Here is an 18,616-nt window from a genome sequence, read left to right as displayed (position 1 = left end):
CGGGCGTCGCTTCGCCGACCAGCCGACGCCCGTAAACCGCCTCCCCCCGCACAGCGGGGCGTCCCCGTGCGTGCGCGTCAAGAGGCCGGGCGACCCCTTGAACTGACCGGGGGAACGTATTTGCTATGGGGAATATCACCGAACAATCACCATCACGCCCCCTCGTCGCCGGGGATCCGCCGGGGGACGAGGTGGCCGAGGCGCGACGCGTGGAACGCACCCTGCTGGAGGCGACCGCGCTGATCGACTCCGTGGTGTCGGTCCGCGTCCGCCCGCCCGCCCAACGCTCCGCCGTGCGTCACCTCGACGCCCGCCACATCCCTTGGATGGTGGGCCGGTTGATCGACCGCGCCGAACACTTCGTGGTGGTCACCACGGCCGGCCGGCCAGGCGCGACCCGGGGGCTGGCCGTGGGCCTGCGCGCCCTGGAGGCGGCGCGCGCCCGCGGGGTGCCGGCCCGGGTGCTGCTGGCGCCCAGCGTGCTGCGCTTCCCGCGCGCCCGGCTCATCCGCCTGGCGAACGAGGGCTGCGAGATCCGCGTCGACAGCGGGGAGCCACGCGAAACCCTGCTGATCGACGGCGTGTTGGCGCTGGTGGTCCCGCCCGCAGGGGCGGTCGGCCAACGCCCCCTGCTGGTCAACGACCCGGCGGTGGTCGCCGTCACCTGTCAGCTGCTGAAGGGGACTTGGAACAGCGCCATGCCGTTGCGCGAGTTCCACGGGGCGGTCTCCCATCTGCGCGCCGAACCCATGCAGACGGTGCTGCGCTACCTCAGGGACGGACTCACGGACGAGGTGGCGGCCGGGGAGATGCGGGTGTCGCTGCGCACCTACCGCAGGAAGGTCGCCCACATCATGGAGGAGTTGGGCATCGTCTCGCGCTTCCAGGCGGGCGCACGGGCCGCCGAGTTGGGCGTACTGCCGATCGGTGACGCCTGAGCGGCAACGCCGAGCGTGAGCGTCGCCGCGGGGCGGCGAAGAGGGGGAATGCCATGCGTACGAACCACCCGAGAACCACGGACCCCACCGGCCCGACGCCCCTGGACGGGCCGGAAACCGGCGTCGAGGGGGAGGACCTGGGCGAGGCGCTGCTTGAGGTCAGGGCGCTGCTCGACAACATCCTGGCCCGACACCGGGACCAGCTCTCCGGCCATGGGGCCATCACCACGATCGCCGCCTCGCCCGCCGTGTTCGAGGAGCGGGTGCGCGGCTGGTGCGCCGACGCGCGCCAGTGTCTGGAGGCGGTGATCGCGCCCGACCAGGAGACCGGCCGGATCATCGACGCCGCCCTGCGCGCCACCTGCTCGCGCGACGAGTGCCCCCTGCCGACCAGGGTGCTCACCACCCAGACCCAGCACCACAGGGGCCGCCCGACCGAGCTGCACGGGCCGGCCCAGCCGATCTCCTGGCGCGTCGCCCCGGTGCCCCCCATGCAACTGCTGCTGGTGGACCGGACGGCCGCGCTCATCCATGTCGAGTCCGCCCTCGGGCAACGGAGCGCCGTCGTGCGCGACCCCACCCTGGTGGGGATGCTGCTGGCGCTCTTCGAGGGCCTCTGGCACCGCGCCTCGCCACCCGACGCCGTGGAGTTCGACGGCAGGGGCGGGCCCCGGCTGGCCCGCCAGGTGCTGCGGGCGCTGAGCGAGGGCGTCACCGACGAGGTCGCGGCGGCCGGCCTGGGCATGTCGCTGCGCACCTTCCGGCGTCACGTCGCCGACCTGATGACCGTGCTGGGCGCGAAGACACGTTTCCAGGCCGGGGTGTTGGCCGCCGAGGTGGGCCTGCTCCGGCCGCCGGCCGATCCCGGCTGAGCCGGGCGGTCGGCCAGCTCGACACGGGAGCGTCCGGACGGCCGCGACGCTAACCGATCGCGTCGCCCACCTCGTCACGCAACCGCGGCAGCATCTCGTGGAAGATCCCGGGGCAGAGCGTCGAGCCGAAGTCCATATGGCCGTAGATCTCGGTGGCCGGGATGGCGTACTGCGAGGCCACATACGCGCACAGCTGCACCAGCACCTCCCACTGCGCGGCGGGCGGCGTCGCGCCGTCGTGGTAGGCGCCCTCGTTGGCGATGCCGATGCCGACGTCGTTCTGCCCCGAGGTGTGCGCGCCGAACACGAAGCTGGTGCCGCCGGACAGCGTCTCCAGGCTGCGGTGCCGTCCCTCGGTTATCCAACCGCCCCGGCTGACCAGGAAGTTGTAGCCGGTGTCGACCCAGCCGTTGCCGTCCATGTGGAGGTCCTGGACCCACTGGCTGTGGGCGTGCGCCTGCGCGCGGGAGAAGTCGCCGGTGTTCTCGCTCACCGTGTGGTGCACGATGATCATGCTGGGTCGGTAGTTCAGCACCGAGATGGTGCCGCCCGGCGCCCTGGCGCCCCAGGCGCCGGTGCCGTCGATGTCCGGTTCGACCGCCGAGGCGGACGAGGCGGACGAGGCGGAGTGGGCGGCGCGTGCCGTGCCCGAGAGGGCCGCGGCGGCGCCGACGCCGGCCGCGGCGGTGAACAGCATCCTGCGCCGAAGAGAGAACTCGCGTTCCATCAGGACTCCTTGCGCTCCTTGGTGCTCCCTGAGCACCGCGTGGGGGGAAAACGCGACGAGAAGACGAGAGGGGGTGGAGCCGGCGGAAGCCGGCTCCACCGTGCGCATGTGCTTCCGAGCGGGGTGCGAGCCCGCGTCAGGGAGTGTTGTTGGCCAGGGCCAGCAGACGGTCCCTGGTGCCGTTGAACTTGTTGCGGTCCACGTTGCCCGAGATGCCGCTGATCGAGCCGGAGTCCGTGTACTGCCAGACCGTCCAGGTCGGGAACCCGGCGGGGATGGTCGGGCTGCCCGTGGTCCAGTGCGCCACCCACAGCGGTGCCTTGGCGGACATGCCCGTCCAGTTGCCGGTGCAGGTGTTCCACCAGCTGGCGGTCGTGTAGATCACGATGTCCCGGGTGGTGCGCGACTTGTACGTGTTGTAGAAGTCGTTGATCCAGGTGCGCATCTGCGTGGTGGACAGGCCGTAGCACTGCGCCCCGTAGGGGTTGTGCTCGATGTCCAGGACGCCGGGCAGCGTCAGGTTGTCCCGCGACCAGGCCCCGCCGTTGGAGGCGAAGTAGTTGGCCTGGGTAGCGCCGTTGGAGACGTCGGGGCGGGCGAAGTGGTAGGCGCCCCTGATCACGCCGGCGCCGTGCGCGGCCGGGTAGTTGGTGTTGAACCGGGAGTCCTTGAAGCTGGTGCCCTCGGTCGCCTTCATCCAGGCGAACTGGATGCCGGCGCCGCGCACCGAGGTCCAGTTGATGGCGCCCTGCCAGTGCGAGATGTCGATGCCCTGGACACCGGTGGTGTCCAGGGGGTCAAGCGACAGCTCGCCGGTGTCCAGCGCGCGGCCCTCGTGGATGGCGGTGCCGGCGCCCATGAACGCCTCGCCGGGCTCCAGGGTGCCGACATCCTCCGGCACCTCGGCCGGACCGGCGGCCTCACTCGACGCACCGGCCGCCGCCGATGGGGTGGTGAGCAGAATCCCGAACACGGCCACGAACACGCCGCCGAGGGTGGCCATTCGCCACCTGAGCCGCCGGGAGAGTGATCTGGTGAAGAGCATGACCGACTCCTGAGTTTCGAGGGGGATGGAACGGATCAGTGCACTTGACGCGGTCACGTCATGCCCCAGTTTACGCACGTAGACCCACCTCTGAGGAAGAGCACCGGCGCACCCCACCGGTCTAACCCTGTGAAGAACACCCCCGCCTGCACCAACGCGCCCCCCGAGCCAGGAACTTTCACCACCCCACCGGCCGGCGCCCCCGAATCGCCACCGTTTCCCCGCTTTCGGTCGAGGGTGTGCGCAGTGGGCGGTTGCCTCAGAAGGCGAAGGAGTTGTGCGGTTCGGGGTCGACGCGGAACAGGCGGGACAGCCGCGCGACCACGCCGTCGGCGTGCGGGACGACGCGACCCGCGTACGCCAGGTCATGCGCGGACAGGCCACCGAGGTAGAGCGAACCGAGCGCCTGGACGGTGATGGTCAGCTCCGCCCGCCGATCGGTGGCAACACAGGTCACCGAGGTGCCGTCCGCGCGGAGCAGCCATGTCCCGTTGTTCGCCGGGCACATCTGATCGTCATCGATCGTGAACGTCACCTCGCCCGCCGTGTCGTACGAGCGTCGCGTCAGGGCGCGGGGGACGTCGAGCAGGCGTGCCCACAGGTTGTCGGACTGGCGGGTGACGCGCATCGCTCGCGGGTTCGTGAGCATCCATCGCAGGGGTTCGTCACGCGGACGGCCCGGCGCCACGATGGTCTTGGTGAGGTCGAAGTCGACCAACAAGCTCCAGAGGGCGCGATACGCCGTCGGGTTGGTCGCCTCCAGCGCCTCGACGACGAGGGTTCCCGCGTTGACGGCGGTCGAGGACCACGGCAGCCGGAAGTTGGCCATGCCGTCCACGTCGCCGTGCTGGTCGCGGTGGGCGAGATACAGCAGCGGTCCGTTCGTGCCGTCCGCGTCGTCGGACAGCCCGTCCCAGCGCCCGGGCAGGGGGGTGAGCTCGCCGACGCGGTTTGCCCGCACCCGCGCGTGCACCACAGGCCAGAACCGCTTGGCCCGCGCGGCATCGACCAACTCCAGCGAACCCGGATCGGGCGCCGCCGGAAGGAGGACCGCTTCGTGACGGCTCAGCTCCCACCGCGTGCGGTAGGTCGCCGGCGAGAACCCGAACCGGCCGTAGATGCCGCCCTCGCTCGCGCTGAGCATCGCCAACGGCTCGCCTCGGGCCAAGGCGGCCTCGAACATGGCCCGCACCATCCGCCGCAGGTAACCGCGTCGGCGGTGGGTGGCGATCACCCCGGTAGCGGTGACACCGGCCATTCTGACGGTGTCCCCGCCGGGGACCGTCACGTCGAGGGAGATGGTGGCCGACGCGCCGACGCACGTGCCGTCGGCGAACGCGGCCATCGGATGGAAGGACGGGTCCTTCGCATGGGCTTCCGCCCGCCTCTCCAGCTGCTCCGCGGTCGCCGGGGCACGCTGCGGGGACCACGGCTCAGGACCACCGTGCCACGCGGCATCGGCCGGCTCCCACTGCGGCAACCCGGTCGCGTAGGGCAGGGCCCGGTAGTACGCGTTCATCTCGTCTCGCCGCGGCGGGCGCACCTGAACAGTCACGAGGACCATTGCATCCGCGACCGGCGCCCGCGGACAACCGGTTACTCGCACCGGAGGCCGCCGCGGCGGCGGTCCCCGTACCGCGACCGCCCCACCCGCCTTCGGGCGGGAACGCCCAGCTCACTCGGCGAGGAAGGGGGCCAGCCGCGCCAAGTCGTCCACGGCCGAGGGGAGATCATCCGTCAGCGGGTGCAGCAGCACATGGTCGGCGCCGGCTTCGAGCTGGGCGCGCAGCCGGCCGGCCACGGCGGCGGCCCCGCCGTGTGCGAGCACCGCGTCCACCAGGGCATCCGCGCCGCCACCGGCCAGGTCCCGGTCCCCGTAGCCCAGTCGACGGTAGTTGCGGGTATAGGCGTTCTCCACCAGCGGCCGGCCCCCGGCCGCGCCGAGCACGGCCCGCAGCCGCCCCCTGGCCAGCTCGGGATCCTCCTCCAGCGTCAACGCCTGATGCGGGATCAGCAACGGCCCCTCGCCGATGGCCCGTCGGGCGCGCGCGGTGTGGGCCACCGGCTGGAGGAACGGGTGCACCCCGTCCGCTCGCTCCACCGCCAACGCCTGCGCCCGGGGCCCGATGGCCGCCAGCACCAGGGGAAACGGCGCCGGCAGCGCTCCGCCCTCCTCATCCGTCGGGCGCTGCGCGTCCATCGCGTCCAGATAGCCGCGCAACCGCCGCAGCGGGCGTGGGCCGTCGGCACCCCCGAGGCCCAGCACCAGCCGCCCGGGATAGCCCTCGTCCAGCCCCGAGGCGGCCGACCACACGGCTTGCGGGCGCCGCATGGTCACATTGGCGACACCGGCGCCCAGCACCAACCGGTCGGTGGCGGCCAGCAGAACGGCGAGCAGGCTGAAGATCTCCCGACCGGCGACCGGAGCGCCGACCGGCGGCTCCCCCGTCCACAGCGAGCCGTACCCCAACTCCTCGATCCGCCGCGCCTGCGCCCGCAGCACGGCCACCGGGGTGGCCCGCACCGCGTGCGGCGCGAGCCAGACCCCGAACGGGCCGAGCCGCCCCCTGGCCCGCGCCCGCACGTCCGCCTCGTCGACCGGACCAATCCCCTCCGACAGCACGGTGATCCGCACCACTCCCCCATCCCGGCGCGCGGCGCATCGGCCCCACGCGATCGTTCGACGCCGTGATCCCACCAAGCCGAGGCAGCCTCCGCCTGGCTCGGACCACGATACGGAGGTAGGCTCCGTTTGGCCATCGACGCCCCCGACAACGGGAGTTGAGCGTGCGTGGCGGGATCGGCGAACCGGGGGAGAGTTGGACGAGGCGATGACAACGGGGCGTCTTCCGCGCGCGGACGCCAGGCGGAATCGCGAGCGGCTGCTCGCCGAGGCGCGAGCGGCCTTCGCCGAACACGGCACGGGCGCCTCCCTCGAAGAGATCGCCGCCAGGGCCGGCGTCGGCATCGGCACGCTCTACCGGCACTTCCCCAGCCGGCAGCATCTGCTGGAGGCACTGCTGCGCGAGCACTTCGACGCGCTGGGCGCGTCGGGGCGGGAGTTGCTCGCCAGCCACGCCCCCTGGCCCGCACTCACCGAGTGGACCCGCGCCTTCGTCGCGGCGACCACCACCTTCCGGGGGCTGACCGGCGAGGTGACCCACACCCTCGACCACGCCGGCTCCAGCCTGCACGCCGCATGCCGCGCGATGCGCGAGGCGGGCGAGGCACTGCTCGACCGAGCCCGAAAGGCCGGCGAGGTGCGCCCGGACGTCACCACCGCGGACTTCTTCGTGCTGGTCTCCGGGGTCGCCTGGGCCCACGAGCAGGGACCGGCCGACTCCCACGAGCGGATCGACCGCCTGCTCACGGTGATCTTCGCCGGCATCCGCCCGACCACCCCCGCGAACTGACCCCGGCCGCGCCCCAGTCGGCCCCCACCAACGCCGAAGGGCCACCTCCCTGCCGGGAAGCGGCCCTTCGATGCTGTGGAGCTAAGGAGAATTGAACTCCTGACCTCTTGCATGCCATGCAAGCGCTCTACCAACTGAGCTATAGCCCCTTGCTCGCCCGCCGGGGTTTCCCCCTCGCGGTGATCCCTACTTTACACAGGAACCGGGGTCGAATGCCAAATCGGGGCGGTGGCCCAGGGGTCGCAGGTCAGACGCTCGCGAAGGAGTAGAACCGCTTGAGCGCGCAGTGCTCGTCGAGGAGGCGGCCATAGATCGGCTCGCCCTCCAGCTCGCGGTAGACCTCGATGGGGTCGCCCTTGATGATCAACGCCCTGGCACACTCCACACACCAGTACTGATACGCGACATTGACCGGCTGGAGATCGCGCACGATGGGGGTGCCGGCACCGCACCAATCGCACTTCCTGCTGTGTGCACCCATGTGATCAGCTCCACCCTCGGTTGTGGGCCGTGCACACGAGGCATACCCCTCCGTCGCCACCGGGTGACACGCCGGAGCGTCCGCTGCCCGGCGTGTCCACGATTCTGCCATGTCATGGGCTTTCCGATAAGCCGCTTGATCCCGCCTCGGCCAAGAGGAGACGGGATCGAGACCCACGGCCGCACGATGTCGCCGTCCGTCCGACTACCCTTCCGCGCGGATTCCACGCCCGGTCGCCGGCACTTCACCCGTGCCGGCCGGCTCGTCCCGAGGCCGGGCGCGCGCGCCGGGCGGCGGGGACGGGGAGCCGGCGGTGGTCAACCGCGGCCGGCTGTCGGTGGTGGGGAGGTCGGCGCGGGACGTCGCGCGGTGAACTGGCCGCTCCCGCCGCGGGAGAGGCAGCCGCGGCTGCTGGCGGCGAAGGGGCCGAGGAGGGCCTCGGCCGAGAACCGTCCCGAGCCGGCGCCGAGTTGGCCGCGATGCGGGTGAGTGGGCCCTAGACGTCGTCGCCGATGACGGGCTCGGGCAGGGAGCCCGCGTTGTGCTCCAGCAGCCGCCAGCCGCGCACGCCCTGGCCGACGACGGACCAGGAGCAGTTGGAGACGCTGCCAAGCGCCTCCCAACTGCTCGGCACCAGGCCGAGCAGCCGCCCGATGGTGGTCCTGATCGTGCCGCCGTGGCTGACCACGACCAGCAGGCCGCCGGGCGGAACCTTCTCCACCGCGCGCTCCACCACGGGCGCCGCCCGGTCGGCGACCTCCGTCTCCAGCTCGCCACCGCCGCGCCGCACCGGCTCGCCGCGCTTCCACGCCGCGTACTGCTCGCCGAAGCGGGCCTCGATCTCCGGATGCGTCAGGCCCTGCCAGTCCCCGGCGAAGGACTCCCGAAGACCCGCGTCATAGGAGACCGAAAGACCGGTGACCGCGGCCAGCTCGGCGGCCGTGGCCGCCGTGCGGCGCAGGTCGGAGGAGATGATGGCGTCCGGGTTGAGGCGCGCCAACAGCTGGGCCGCGCGGCGCGCCTGGGCGACGCCCGCCTCCGTCAGCTCGATGTCCAGGGTGCCCTGGAAGCGGTTCTCGACGTTCCACGGCGTCTGACCGTGCCGCCAGAGCACGATCCGCCGGCGGTCAGCGCGGTTCAGTGGGACTCACCGCCCAGCGAGCCGTTCGCCGCGCCGTTCGCCAAGCCGTTCACCGAGCCGTCCAGGGGGCCGTCCAGGGGGCCGTCCACCGGGCCGTCCGCCTCGGCGGCGTCGGCCGCGCCCCGGCCGCGCGTGGCCAGCGCGTCCTCCGGGAGCGGCAGCTCGGGGCAGTCCTTCCAGAGCCGCTCCAGGGCGTAGAAGACGCGCTCCTCGGAGTGCTGGACGTGCACCACGATGTCCACGTAGTCGAGCAGGACCCAGCGGCCGTCCCGCTCGCCCTCGCGGCGGACCGGCTTGGCGTCCAGCTCGCGCAGCCGCTCCTCGATCCCGTCCACGATGGCCTTGACCTGGCGGTCGTTGGGGGCGGACGCCAACAGGAAGGCGTCGGTGATGGCCAGGACGTCGCTGACGTCGTAGGCGATGATGTCGTGCGCCAGCTTGTCGGCGGCGGCCTGGGCGGCGGCGCTGATCAGCTCCGTGGCGCGGTCCGTGGCGGTCACAGGTACGGCAGTCTCCTCGGTCTCAAGGGGTCGCCTCCGCCGGCGGCTCCCACCGCCCGCGCTGCCGCGGGCGATGTCCTGCTCCCGGCCCGACCCTGGGATCCCAGGGTCTCATGCCCCACTGACAGTCACCTCCCATAGTCCTCGCCCAGGACGATGGTCACATCGGCGGTTCCCGGCCCGTCACCCTCGGTGACCACTTCCTCGGGCAGGCCCAGGGTTCTGGCCGCGTCGATCGCGGTCTCCCGGTGTTCGGGCACCGAGTAGAGCACCTGGGACTCGGCGGCCGACTCGTCCGTCGCGCGGCTGTCCACCACCGTCAGGCCACCGTTGATCAACGTGATCCTGGCCGCCTCGCCCGCGCCCTCGACGCCGCTCCCGTCCCTGATGCCGATCCGCGCCGTGGCGCCGGGGTCGGCGTTGCTGACGGATCCGCCCAGCACCTCGTGCACCACGCCGTCGGCGGTCGCGTCGCTGATGGTGCCGTCGTCCTCCACGGGCAGCTCGCTGGTCAGGTAGTCGCCGGCCGAGGCGAAGGCCGCCAGCCGGGCCAGGCTGAGGCCGAGCTCCTGCTCCGACAGCGACGGGTCCTGGATCTGCCGCAGCGTCTCCATCGTGGTGACGGCGGCCGACTCGCTGTCCGGCAGCCGTTCGAGCACCGCCTGCATCACCTGCCCGAAGCGGTTGAGCTGCGCCGACTCGGCTTCGTCAGGCGCCCGGTAGGTGGCGTAGGCGACGGCCGCCGGGCCGTTGAGCGAGACGTCCTCGCCGGCCTCGACCAGCGGGCCCTCGTCCTCGTCGGGACTCGGCACCTCGACGTCGGTGCTGACGGTGATCCCGCTGACCAGATCCACCAGGTTGGAGAGATAGGGCGTGCCCAGCCGCCAGGTGCCCTTGATGTCGGCGCCCAGCAGACCGCTGAGCGCGTCCCGCACCGATCCCGCGCTCTCGTCGACGACGGCCTGTCCCAGGGTGGTGCTGCCGCTGTCGGCGGTGACGGAGAGGTTGTTGGGCAGCAGCAGCGTGGCGCCGGTGCCGGCCGACTCGTCGGCGACCAGCAGCGCGGTCGCGGTCTCGGGCGAGTCCACCTGCCGCAGGTGGACCACGATCACATCGCGGCTCCGCGCCTCGGGGGCGGCGACCTCCTCCTCCCCCGCGAGCCCAGGGATCCGGTCGGTGGCCCACAGGAAGCCGAGCCCGCCGACCAGCGCCAGCACCAGCGTGACGACCAGCAGCCGGCGCCGCCCGCGCCCCCGCCGCTTCGCCTCCTCGCGGCGCTCGGTGCGGCTCTCGCTGAACTTCATCCAGTCGATGACGTCCTCGGAATCCTCGTCGGGCTCTTCGACGAAGGAGAACTGTTCCGTCTGGTAGTCGTCGCGATCGTCGCCCTTGGTGGCTGGCCGCCGCTGCTCGGGTACAACGGCCTCCTCGACGAGGGGCGGCACCGGCTCGGGGATCGCGGGCTCGAACGTGGCCGGCTCGGGCGGGGCGACGACCGGCGGCACGGGCGCCTGCTGCCCCGTGTCGTACTCCGCGACGGGCTGGTAGCCGCCGTAGTCCGCCTGATATCCCCGCTGGTCGTAGCCGTGGGGCTGCGGCGGCACCGGCGCCTGCTGGCCGGTGTCGTGGTCGGCGACGGGCTGGTAGCCGGCCTGGGAGTCATAGCCCTGGTACCCCTGGTGGCCCTGATAGCCCTCGTATCCGTCGTACCCCTCGTATCCGGGGTGCCCCGGGTAGCCGGCCGCCCCGCCCTCCTGGTACCCCGTCGCCCCCTGCCCCGGATAGCCGGCGTAGCCGTCGGCTGGCTGGGCCCGATAGCCCTCGTGGCCTCCCGGGACCCCCTGAACTCCCTCGTGACCGTGCGGCTGTTCGGGCAGGGGCTGGTAGAGCGGGCGCCCGTACTCGTCATAGCCGTAGATCTGCCCGTACGGCTGCTGTCGGTCGTTCACCAGTGCCGCCCTTCGGTCCGTTGTCAGCGGGTGGGTTACGGCGGGTCCCGGTACAGGGCGCGCTTGTTGATGTAGCGCACCACGCCGTCGGGCACCAGATACCAGACGGGGTCGCCACGGGCCACCCGTGCCCGGCAGTCGGTGGACGAGATGGCCAGGGCCGGCACCTCGATCAGCGAGACGCCGCCCTGCGGCAGCCCGGGGTCGGCCAGCACATGCCCCGGCCTGGTCACGCCGATGAAGTGCGCCAGCGAGAACAGCTCGGGGGCGTCACGCCAGCCCAGGATCTGCCCCAGCGCGTCGGCCCCGGTGATGAAGAACAGGTCGGCGTCGGCGTACTGGGCACGCAGCTCGCGCAGCGTGTCGATGGTGTACGTCTTGCCGCCCCGGTCGATGTCGATCCGGCTGACCGAGAACTGCGGGTTGGACGCCGTGGCGATGACCGTCATCAGATAGCGGTCCTCGGCCGGCGAGACCAACCGGTGGCCCTTCTGCCAGGGCTGCCCTGTCGGTACGAAGACGACCTCGTCGAGGTCGAAGCGGGCGGCCACCTCGCTGGCGGCGACCAGGTGGCCGTGGTGGATCGGGTCGAACGTCCCGCCCATGACCCCGAGGCGCCGCCTGCCTTCGGCTATCCGGTCTCGCATGACGGATGACCCTAACGGTCGCGGTTGAGCCGGGTGGTGATCCAGAGGAGCAACAGCAGGGCGGCCAGGGCGCCCCCGCCGATGGCGTAGGCGTTCAGGCTGTCGTGCGCGCCTGACTCGGAGGCCAACGGCAGCACGGCATCGACGGCCGGCGACGAGGGGGCGAGGGAGGTGAAGGCGGTGAACTGGGTCATACGACGGCCTATCCGGGAACGGGACGCTGGGACGTAGGGTCATGGTAAGCGGACGAGGTGGCCGGAGCCTCTTGCCCCCACCCGTCCGTGCGGCCAGGGTGGGACAGTAGCCGCATCACGGACGGAGGGGGTCCCGAAATGACGGACAACACGGATGGCGCCGAGAGCCCGGGGGAGGCCGTACCCGGCGAGCCGGCGGGGGTCGAGCTGGCGAAGACCAGGCCGGCGGACGGACGCCGACGTTTTCCCGGCATATCCTCGCGCGCCTATGAACACCCCGCCGATCGTTCGGCGTTGGTCGCGCTTCGCAAACTGACCGGTTTTGACACGGTGTTCAAGGCGCTCAGCGGAATGCTGCCGGAGCGGAGCCTACGGCTGCTCTTCCTCTCCGACTCGGTGCGGGTGGACGAGCGGCAGTTCGCGTATCTGCACGAGATGCTGCTGGACACCTGCGCGATCCTGGACATGGAGCGGGTGCCGCCGCTGTACGTCACCCAGGATCCCAAGCCCAACGCGATGTGCATCGGCCTCGACCAGCCGATCATCGTGCTCACCACCGGCCTGGTCGAACTCCTCGACGACGAGCGGGAGATGCGGGCCGTCATCGGCCACGAGGTGGGGCACGCCCTCTCCGGCCACGCGGTCTACCGCACGCTGCTGCTCTTCCTCACCAACCTGGCCGTCCGGGTGGCCTGGATACCGCTGGGGAACGTGGCGATCGCGGCCATCGTGACGGCGCTGCGCGAGTGGTTCCGCAAGTCCGAACTCTCCGCCGACCGGGCCGGGTTGCTGGTCGGCCAGGACCCCGAGGCGTCCATGCGCGGCCTGATGAAGCTGGCCGGCGGGGACCATCTCCACGAGATGAACGTGGAGGCGTTCCTCGACCAGGCCAGGGAGTACGAGGCCGGCGGCGATCTGCGTGACTCCGTGCTGAAGATCCTCAACGTGCTGCCCCGCACGCACCCGTTCGCCGCCGTGCGCGCCGCCGAGCTGCACGACTGGTCGAAGACCCGCGACTACCAGCGGGTCATGGACGGCCACTACCCGCGCCGCGACGAGGACGGGGACGCCTCCGTCAGCTCGTCGATGCGGGAGTCGGCGAGCCACTACGCGCGCACCGTGCGCACCAGCAAGGACCCACTCTTCAAGCTGGTCAACGATGTCGCCGGCGGCGCGAGCGACCTCGGCGGCCGGCTCCGCGACTTCGCGACGGGCCGCGGCAACGGCGGCAACGGCGGCAACGGCGGGGCGAACGGCGCGGGCCAGGAGTCGGGATAGGAGTCGGGACAGGGCGGGGCCCGGGCCCGACGGGCTGACGTCAGCGGTCGACGGTCAGCTCGCCCGGGGTGAGGGCCCCGCACAGCACCGGGCGGTCGGCGTCCAGCGCCAGCAGGTCGATCCCGGCGCTGACCTGCTGGGGCGCCGACTCGCCCGCCAACAGGGGGTGGAACTCCAGCGAGAGATCCACCTCGCAGGCCATGGGCCCGGCCAGCGTGTCCGCCTGTCTGAGGACCACGGTGCGATCCCGCAGCTCCTCCTTGCCGAACAGGAAGCGCACCTCGCGCTGCACCCCGAACAGCGAGGCGGGACCCAGCTCGCCCGGCGCGCGCAGGGCGTAGACGAAGACATGCCGGCCGGCTATCTCCAGCACGTCCTCGGTGGCCTCACCGAAGGTGAAGACGCCGCTGACCCGCACATGCGGATCGGCCATCTCCACCCGCTCGTCGTCGAAGCGCACCAGCCAGTCGGTGGCCCAGGACGGGCCGGCATCGCCCCCCAGCGCCTGGTCGAACTGCCGCTGCTGCTCCTCCCCCAGCAGCTGGCGCACATCGCCGTAGACGCCGCCGACCAGAACGTCCGGGTTGAGGGCGCTGGCGGTCAGGTACTCCTTGGCCAGGGTGAGGGCGGTCAGCACCTGTTCGCGCGAGAAGTGCTCCGTCGAGTGCGGGTCAGGCAGGTCGAGACCGCCGGCGCCGACGCCGAACTCGCGGACCGGGCCGGTGCCGAAGAGCTCCTCCACATCGATCTCGCCCGGCACCTCGCCGTCCGGCACCAGGGCCACCGCATGGCCGGCCGGACGTCCCGAGGCCAGCGAACGGGGCGACTGGTAGGGGTTGTTGGCGCCGAGGTAGATCGCCGCCGCGAAGGCGAGCAGGATGATCATCGCCAGCGCGAGCCCCTGCTTGGGCACCGCGCGGACCAGGGCGAGGCCGGGCTCGGGCTCGCGGTCCCGGACGGCGACCGTGTGATCCGTGAGCCGCTCGTCGGCGGAGAACTCCTGGAGGCGGGCAGCGTTGACGAACGACTCGTCGAAGACGATCGATCGGTACTCCTCGTCCCCCGCTCCCGAAGCACCTCCGGGAACTCCTTCGGGAACTCCTTCGGGAGGATCTGCTTGCCCGGCCACCCATCCAGCCTAGGTTGCCGGGGAAGGCGCCAAAAGCCCCCGCCGGTGGCGATTTGGCCACGTCCCCGCAACGACCGGCACTCAGGGGCCCTCGCCGAGCACGTCCGTGTCGGCGAACTCCGCGTCGGCGACCGTCTGACCGGGCACATCCCCGCTGTCCCCGGGATCGCCCGCCAGACCGTCGGGGGTGCTGGCCGGGACCGTCGGCGCCGGCGAGGGATCGCGGGAGCCTCCGGCACGTTGGATCGCTATCAGGGTCAGGGCGATGACGCTCAGGCTCATCATCATGGCCAGCAGGCAGGCCACCGACCGCTGCCAGGTCAGGGGCCGCCGCCCGGGCCCGCGTGGCGGGCGCGGACGGCGGGCGTCCTGGCCGCGGGCCGCGCCGCGCTCGGAGGGCGGCTCGCCCGGCGGCGGGGGCAGCGCGAGGAGCCCCGGCGAGGACTCGGCCTCCCCCGGCAGGTAACGGGTGTAGTCGGAGCGGTCGAAGCGGCCCTCGTCATCCGGATCGTCCGGATCGTCCAGCTCGTCCAGCGGATCCGAGGGGGTGAGCCGCTCCAGGCCGTTCGCCTCGTCCAGCGCGTCCAGCACATCCAGCGCGTGGAGTTCGTGGAGGTCGTCCAGCGCGTCGAGGTCGTCGAGCCCGTCGAGGTCGTCGAGTTCGTCCAACAGATCCGGGTCGTCCAGCGGGCCGAAGCCCTCGACATCCGTCGACCCGCGCACGGGCAGGCCGTCCAGGCCGCCCGGATCCAGATCCGGGTCGCGGTAGAACGAGATGCCCTCGTCCATGGCCTCGGATGGCTCGGCGTCGGATGGCTCGACGCCGGCGAGGCGCATCCGCTCGGCGGCACTGGGCTCGTGGATCGCCGCCGAGGCGACGAAGTCCTCGTCGAGCACCACGGCGGCGAACGCCTCTTCGGCGGCCCCCGAGTTCTGGCTGTCGGGCCCGTCACCGTCCGGGAACGGCGGGCCTCCCACGTCGTCCGGCACGTCTCCCAGCGTAGGCGGAAGACGGCGACTCGGGGAGGCCCGCGAGGAATTCACCCTCTGGTGTGACCGTCCCCCGTCACCACATAGGTGGTTGAGGTGAGTTCCGGGAGCCCCATCGGGCCCCGCGCGTGCAGCTTCTGGGTGGAGATGCCGATCTCCGCGCCGAAGCCGAACTGGGCGCCGTCCGTGAACCGGGTGGAGGCGTTCACCATCACGGCGGCCGAGTCCATCCGGGAGACGAAGCGGCGGGCCGCCGCGGTGTCCCGGGTGACGATGGCCTCCGTGTGGCCCGAGGTCCAACGGCGGACATGCGCCACGGCCGCGTCCAGATCGGGCACCACGGCGGCGGCGATGTCATAGCTCAGATACTCCAAGGACCAGTCCTCGTCGGTGGCCGCCGCCACCTCGATGCCCGCCTCGGCGCCGGCCTTGCGCCACGCCTCGTCCCCGTGCACCGTCACCCCCGCGCTGGTCAGCGCGGCCAGCGCCCTGGGCAGGAACGCGCCGGCGACGTCCGCGTGCACCAGCACCGTCTCGGCCGCGTTGCAGACGCTGGGGCGCTGCGCCTTGGAGTTGACCAGGATCTCCACGGCCATGTCGAGATCGGCCGACGCGTCCACATAGACGTGGCAGTTGCCGGTGCCCGTCTCGATCACCGGCACCGTCGACTCGCTGACCACGGTCTGGATCAACGAGGCGCCGCCGCGCGGGATCAGCACATCCACCAGGCCGCGCGCCGTCATCAGCTCGCGCACCGAATCCCGGCTCTCCCCCGGCACCAGCTGCACCGCGTCGGCCGGCAGGCCGGCGCCCACCAGCGCGTCCCGCACCACCGCGACGAGCGCCGTGTTGGAGGCGTAGGCGGAGGACGAACCGCGCAGCAGCACCGCGTTGCCCGACTTCAGGCAGAGCGCCGCCGCGTCCACCGTGACATTGGGGCGGGCCTCGTAGATGATCCCCACCACGCCGAGCGGCACCCGGACCTGGCGCAGCTCCAGGCCGTTCGGGAGGGTCGAACCGCGCACCACCTCGCCCACCGGATCGGGCAGCCTCACCACATCCCGCACATCGGCGGCGATGGCGGCGATCCGCTGCTCGGTCAGGGTCAGCCGGTCCACGATGCCGTCCGGGGTGCCGGCGGAGCGGGCGCGCGCCACATCCCGCTCGTTGGCCTCGATCACCTCGGCCGACCTGGCCGTCAGCGCGTCGGCCACCGCGTCGAGCGCGGCGTCCCGCGCGGTGCGCGGCAGTGGCGCCAGCAGCGCCGCGGCCTCCCTGGCGCGGCGCGCGGTGGCGATGACCTGAGACTCCTGGGCGGTGGGTCCTGAGCTGCTCATGTCGGCATCGTAGCCACCGCCCCGCGGCCCTGACACCGGCCGGCCACGATGCGAACACCGGGCGGCCGGCGCCCGGGGCCGGCGCTCAGAAAGGATGCACGCCCATGGGGTGCGCGGGCGGCGGCCCATAGCCCTCCGAGATCCGCTGGTGGTACGTCTCCCGGCCGATCACCTCAAGCCCGACGATCTCCCAGGGCGGCAGCTTGGCGGTGCGCCGGTGCTCTCCCCACAGCCGCAGCGCGACGGCGGCGGCGTCATGCAGATCCCTGGCCTCCTCCCAGTATCTGATCTCCGCGTGGTCCTCCGCGTAGCGGCTGGTCAACAGGAACGGATGGTCGTCCGCCAGCCGTTCCAGCGCGCGCCGCACATCGGACAGCGGAACCGCGCGGCCGGCCACGCTCAGGGTGATGTGCCACAGCCGGGCCGGCTGGTCCTCGACATCTCCCCGTGGGTGCTCCGTGCGCGCGGGGGCGCTGCCCCGTTCGCGGGCCGGCCGGCCTCCTTCGACGCTGGCCAGTCGTCTCACCGACAGCCTCCTGACATGGTGCGAAGTCGTGCTGGTTGTGCGGTCGGGTGCCGGCTGGGCACCAGGCACGAGTGGACCAGCTACCCCCGGGTGAGCGGGCGCTTTTCCCCGAACCTTCGGTGGAAAGGCTGGTCTTTCACAGATCCGGCACCGGCCGGACAAGCCTCACGTATACGGCCCCCTCAACGTGCTTATGCCCGCAACAGCACCAGGTCATCGCGATGGACGACCTCTCTTTCATAGGCCGGCCCCAAGTCGCGCGCCAGTTCCTTGGTGGAACGTCCGAGCAGCCTGGGCAGCTCCCTGGAGTCGAAGTTGACCAGCCCACGGGCCACCGCGCGGCCCGACTCGTCCCGCAGCTCGATCGGCTCGCCGGCCACGAACTCGCCGCGCACGGCGACGATTCCGGCCGGCAGCAGCGAGCTGCCGCGCTCGGTGATCGCGGTGACCGCGCCCGCGTCCAGCACCACGGCCCCCGACGGCTCCGAGGCGTGCGCCAACCACAGCAGCCGGTTGGTGGAACGCCGCCCCGTCGGCCGGAAGTAGGTGCCGGTGGAGGCGCCGGCCAGCGCGGCCCCGACCTCGCCGGCCGAGGTCAGCACCACGGGGATGCCGGCCTGGGTGGCGATGGCGGCGGCCTCCACCTTGGTCACCATGCCGCCGGTGCCGACCCCGGCCTTCCCCGCCTTGCCCACCCGCACGCCCGCCAGATCGGCGGGCCCACCCACCACATCGAGCCGGCGGCTCCCCGCCAGCGCGGGATCGCCGTCGTAGAGGCCGTCGACATCGGAGAGCAGCACCAGCAGATCCGCCCGCACCAGATGCGCGACCAGCGCGGCCAACCGGTCGTTGTCGCCGAACCGGATCTCGTCCGTCGCCACCGTGTCGTTCTCGTTGACCACCGGCACGGCGCCCATCGCGAACAGTTGCTCAAGGGTGCGGTAGGCGTTCCGGTAGTGCGCGCGCCTGCTGGTGTCCGCCGTGGTGAGCAACACCTGCCCGACGCGGCGGCCGTAACGGGCGAACGAGGAGGTGTAGCGCGCCAGCAGCAGCCCCTGGCCCACGCTGGCCGCGGCCTGCTGACGCGCCAGGTCCCGTGGCCTGCCGACCAGCCCGAGCGGCGCGAGACCGGCGGCGATGGCGCCCGAGGAAACCAGTACGATCTGCCTCCCGTCCTGTTTCACCAGCACATCGACCAGTGCGTCCACCCGGTCGGCATCAAGCCCACCAGCCGCTGTGGTCAGCGAGGATGAGCCGATCTTGACGACGATCCTGCGGGCGTCGGAGACGTCCTGCCGTGCCGCTGTCATGGCACCTTCCCGTTTGCGTTGGTCCGCGCGTTTCCCGGTGCGTCCGCCGTCCCGGCCGACACCCCGCCGGCGGATATCCCCGGCCCGGCGCGAGGGCGCCTGAGCGCGCTCCCGGACACCTCGGTCGCCGTCGACCCCC

19 protein-coding genes and 1 tRNA gene are annotated in these 18,616 nt (G+C 72.1%); 4 read left to right on the top strand and 16 right to left on the bottom strand.

Annotated elements, in window-relative coordinates; genetic code table 11:
• Window positions 1-125 precede the first annotated feature (125 nt).
• Together K4G22_RS22015 and K4G22_RS22010 are read left to right on the top strand one after the other, a co-directional pair.
• Window positions 126-938, top strand: coding sequence for a DNA-binding response regulator (locus K4G22_RS22015; RefSeq protein WP_228082064.1), 813 nt, complete (start codon window positions 126-128; stop codon window positions 936-938).
• Window positions 939-991: 53 nt separating this feature from the next.
• Window positions 992-1,810 carry a helix-turn-helix transcriptional regulator gene (locus K4G22_RS22010; protein ID WP_228082063.1) on the top strand — a complete coding sequence of 273 codons (819 nt, stop codon included), beginning with the start codon at window positions 992-994 and terminating at the stop codon, window positions 1,808-1,810.
• A gap of 49 nt (window positions 1,811-1,859) precedes the next feature.
• Here K4G22_RS22010 and K4G22_RS22005 read toward each other — a convergent pair whose 3' ends face one another.
• The 4 genes from K4G22_RS22005 to K4G22_RS21990 form a co-directional block, all read right to left on the bottom strand.
• A complete protein-coding gene (locus K4G22_RS22005; protein ID WP_228082062.1) occupies window positions 1,860-2,537 on the bottom strand; it encodes a peptidoglycan recognition protein family protein in 678 nt (225 codons plus the stop codon).
• Window positions 2,538-2,673: 136 nt separating this feature from the next.
• Window positions 2,674-3,582: a lysozyme gene (locus K4G22_RS22000; RefSeq protein ID WP_228082061.1), complete on the bottom strand. Its 909-nt coding sequence runs from the start codon at window positions 3,580-3,582 to the stop codon at window positions 2,674-2,676.
• 259 nt (window positions 3,583-3,841) lie between these two features.
• A complete protein-coding gene (locus K4G22_RS21995) occupies window positions 3,842-5,146 on the bottom strand; it encodes a GNAT family N-acetyltransferase (protein WP_228082060.1) in 1,305 nt (434 codons plus the stop codon).
• Between the two features lie 111 nt (window positions 5,147-5,257).
• On the bottom strand, window positions 5,258-6,220 hold the full coding sequence (locus tag K4G22_RS21990; RefSeq protein ID WP_228082059.1) for an LLM class flavin-dependent oxidoreductase: 963 nt from the start codon (window positions 6,218-6,220) through the stop codon (window positions 5,258-5,260).
• A gap of 193 nt (window positions 6,221-6,413) precedes the next feature.
• On the opposite strand from K4G22_RS21990, the gene K4G22_RS21985 reads away from it, so the two are divergent.
• A complete protein-coding gene (locus K4G22_RS21985) occupies window positions 6,414-6,995 on the top strand; it encodes a TetR/AcrR family transcriptional regulator (RefSeq protein ID WP_228082058.1) in 582 nt (193 codons plus the stop codon).
• 76 nt (window positions 6,996-7,071) lie between these two features.
• Here K4G22_RS21985 and K4G22_RS21980 read toward each other — a convergent pair.
• The 7 genes from K4G22_RS21980 to K4G22_RS21950 form a co-directional block, all read right to left on the bottom strand.
• Window positions 7,072-7,144: transfer RNA gene (locus K4G22_RS21980), tRNA-Ala, on the bottom strand.
• A gap of 98 nt (window positions 7,145-7,242) precedes the next feature.
• Window positions 7,243-7,476, bottom strand: coding sequence for a hypothetical protein (locus tag K4G22_RS21975; protein ID WP_049575784.1), 234 nt, complete (start codon window positions 7,474-7,476; stop codon window positions 7,243-7,245).
• A 496-nt stretch (window positions 7,477-7,972) separates the two neighbouring features.
• Window positions 7,973-8,593, bottom strand: a complete 621-nt coding sequence (locus K4G22_RS21970) for a histidine phosphatase family protein (RefSeq protein ID WP_265590272.1) — start codon at window positions 8,591-8,593, stop codon at window positions 7,973-7,975.
• Between the two features lie 20 nt (window positions 8,594-8,613).
• Window positions 8,614-9,117: a ribosome silencing factor gene (gene rsfS / locus K4G22_RS21965; RefSeq protein WP_228082057.1), complete on the bottom strand. Its 504-nt coding sequence runs from the start codon at window positions 9,115-9,117 to the stop codon at window positions 8,614-8,616.
• Window positions 9,118-9,245: 128 nt separating this feature from the next.
• Window positions 9,246-11,066: an LCP family protein gene (locus K4G22_RS21960; RefSeq protein ID WP_228082056.1), complete on the bottom strand. Its 1,821-nt coding sequence runs from the start codon at window positions 11,064-11,066 to the stop codon at window positions 9,246-9,248.
• A 35-nt stretch (window positions 11,067-11,101) separates the two neighbouring features.
• Window positions 11,102-11,713, bottom strand: a complete 612-nt coding sequence (gene nadD / locus K4G22_RS21955; RefSeq protein ID WP_228082055.1) for a nicotinate-nucleotide adenylyltransferase — start codon at window positions 11,711-11,713, stop codon at window positions 11,102-11,104.
• An 11-nt stretch (window positions 11,714-11,724) separates the two neighbouring features.
• Complete coding sequence (locus K4G22_RS21950; RefSeq protein WP_228082054.1) at window positions 11,725-11,907, bottom strand: hypothetical protein; 183 nt, start codon at window positions 11,905-11,907, stop codon at window positions 11,725-11,727.
• Between the two features lie 138 nt (window positions 11,908-12,045).
• Between K4G22_RS21950 and K4G22_RS21945 the strand changes: the two genes are divergently transcribed.
• Window positions 12,046-13,185: a M48 family metallopeptidase gene (locus K4G22_RS21945; protein ID WP_228082053.1), complete on the top strand. Its 1,140-nt coding sequence runs from the start codon at window positions 12,046-12,048 to the stop codon at window positions 13,183-13,185.
• A 40-nt stretch (window positions 13,186-13,225) separates the two neighbouring features.
• Here the strand turns inward: K4G22_RS21945 and K4G22_RS21940 are convergent, their stop codons facing one another.
• The 5 genes from K4G22_RS21940 to proB form a co-directional block, all read right to left on the bottom strand.
• Window positions 13,226-14,314: an SCO2583 family membrane protein gene (locus K4G22_RS21940; protein WP_228082052.1), complete on the bottom strand. Its 1,089-nt coding sequence runs from the start codon at window positions 14,312-14,314 to the stop codon at window positions 13,226-13,228.
• Between the two features lie 81 nt (window positions 14,315-14,395).
• Complete coding sequence (locus K4G22_RS21935) at window positions 14,396-15,304, bottom strand: SCO2584 family spore wall biosynthesis protein (protein ID WP_322785124.1); 909 nt, start codon at window positions 15,302-15,304, stop codon at window positions 14,396-14,398.
• A gap of 50 nt (window positions 15,305-15,354) precedes the next feature.
• Window positions 15,355-16,641 (bottom strand): glutamate-5-semialdehyde dehydrogenase, encoded by a 1,287-nt coding sequence (locus tag K4G22_RS21930; protein ID WP_228082051.1) that lies wholly within the window; start codon window positions 16,639-16,641, stop codon window positions 15,355-15,357.
• A gap of 85 nt (window positions 16,642-16,726) precedes the next feature.
• Entirely contained in the window at window positions 16,727-17,167 is a 441-nt protein-coding gene (locus K4G22_RS21925; protein WP_228082050.1) for a hypothetical protein, read from the bottom strand.
• 191 nt (window positions 17,168-17,358) lie between these two features.
• Window positions 17,359-18,477, bottom strand: a complete 1,119-nt coding sequence (gene proB / locus K4G22_RS21920; RefSeq protein WP_228082049.1) for a glutamate 5-kinase — start codon at window positions 18,475-18,477, stop codon at window positions 17,359-17,361.
• Between the last annotated feature and the right edge of the window lie 139 nt (window positions 18,478-18,616).

Origin of the sequence: Streptomyces profundus (genome assembly GCF_020740535.1) — a bacterium.
Classification (GTDB): domain Bacteria; phylum Actinomycetota; class Actinomycetes; order Streptomycetales; family Streptomycetaceae; genus Streptomyces; species Streptomyces profundus.
The sequence above is the reverse complement of the archived record's forward strand: the minus strand, read 5'-3'. Positions and strand labels throughout refer to the sequence as shown.

Excerpts from the sequence above, each read along its gene's own strand:
- K4G22_RS22015 (WP_228082064.1), top strand. The coding sequence starts at position 126 with ATGGGGAATATCACCGAACAATCACCATCACGCCCCCTCGTCGCCGGG.
- K4G22_RS22010 (WP_228082063.1), top strand. The coding sequence starts at position 992 with ATGCGTACGAACCACCCGAGAACCACGGACCCCACCGGCCCGACGCCC.
- K4G22_RS22005 (WP_228082062.1), bottom strand. The coding sequence starts at position 2,537 with ATGGAACGCGAGTTCTCTCTTCGGCGCAGGATGCTGTTCACCGCCGCG.
- K4G22_RS22000 (WP_228082061.1), bottom strand. The coding sequence starts at position 3,582 with ATGCTCTTCACCAGATCACTCTCCCGGCGGCTCAGGTGGCGAATGGCC.
- K4G22_RS21995 (WP_228082060.1), bottom strand. The coding sequence starts at position 5,146 with ATGGTCCTCGTGACTGTTCAGGTGCGCCCGCCGCGGCGAGACGAGATG.
- K4G22_RS21985 (WP_228082058.1), top strand. The coding sequence starts at position 6,414 with ATGACAACGGGGCGTCTTCCGCGCGCGGACGCCAGGCGGAATCGCGAG.
- K4G22_RS21975 (WP_049575784.1), bottom strand. The coding sequence starts at position 7,476 with ATGGGTGCACACAGCAGGAAGTGCGATTGGTGCGGTGCCGGCACCCCC.
- nadD (WP_228082055.1), bottom strand. The coding sequence starts at position 11,713 with ATGCGAGACCGGATAGCCGAAGGCAGGCGGCGCCTCGGGGTCATGGGC.
- K4G22_RS21950 (WP_228082054.1), bottom strand. The coding sequence starts at position 11,907 with ATGACCCAGTTCACCGCCTTCACCTCCCTCGCCCCCTCGTCGCCGGCC.
- K4G22_RS21945 (WP_228082053.1), top strand. The coding sequence starts at position 12,046 with ATGACGGACAACACGGATGGCGCCGAGAGCCCGGGGGAGGCCGTACCC.
- K4G22_RS21930 (WP_228082051.1), bottom strand. The coding sequence starts at position 16,641 with ATGAGCAGCTCAGGACCCACCGCCCAGGAGTCTCAGGTCATCGCCACC.
- proB (WP_228082049.1), bottom strand. The coding sequence starts at position 18,477 with ATGACAGCGGCACGGCAGGACGTCTCCGACGCCCGCAGGATCGTCGTC.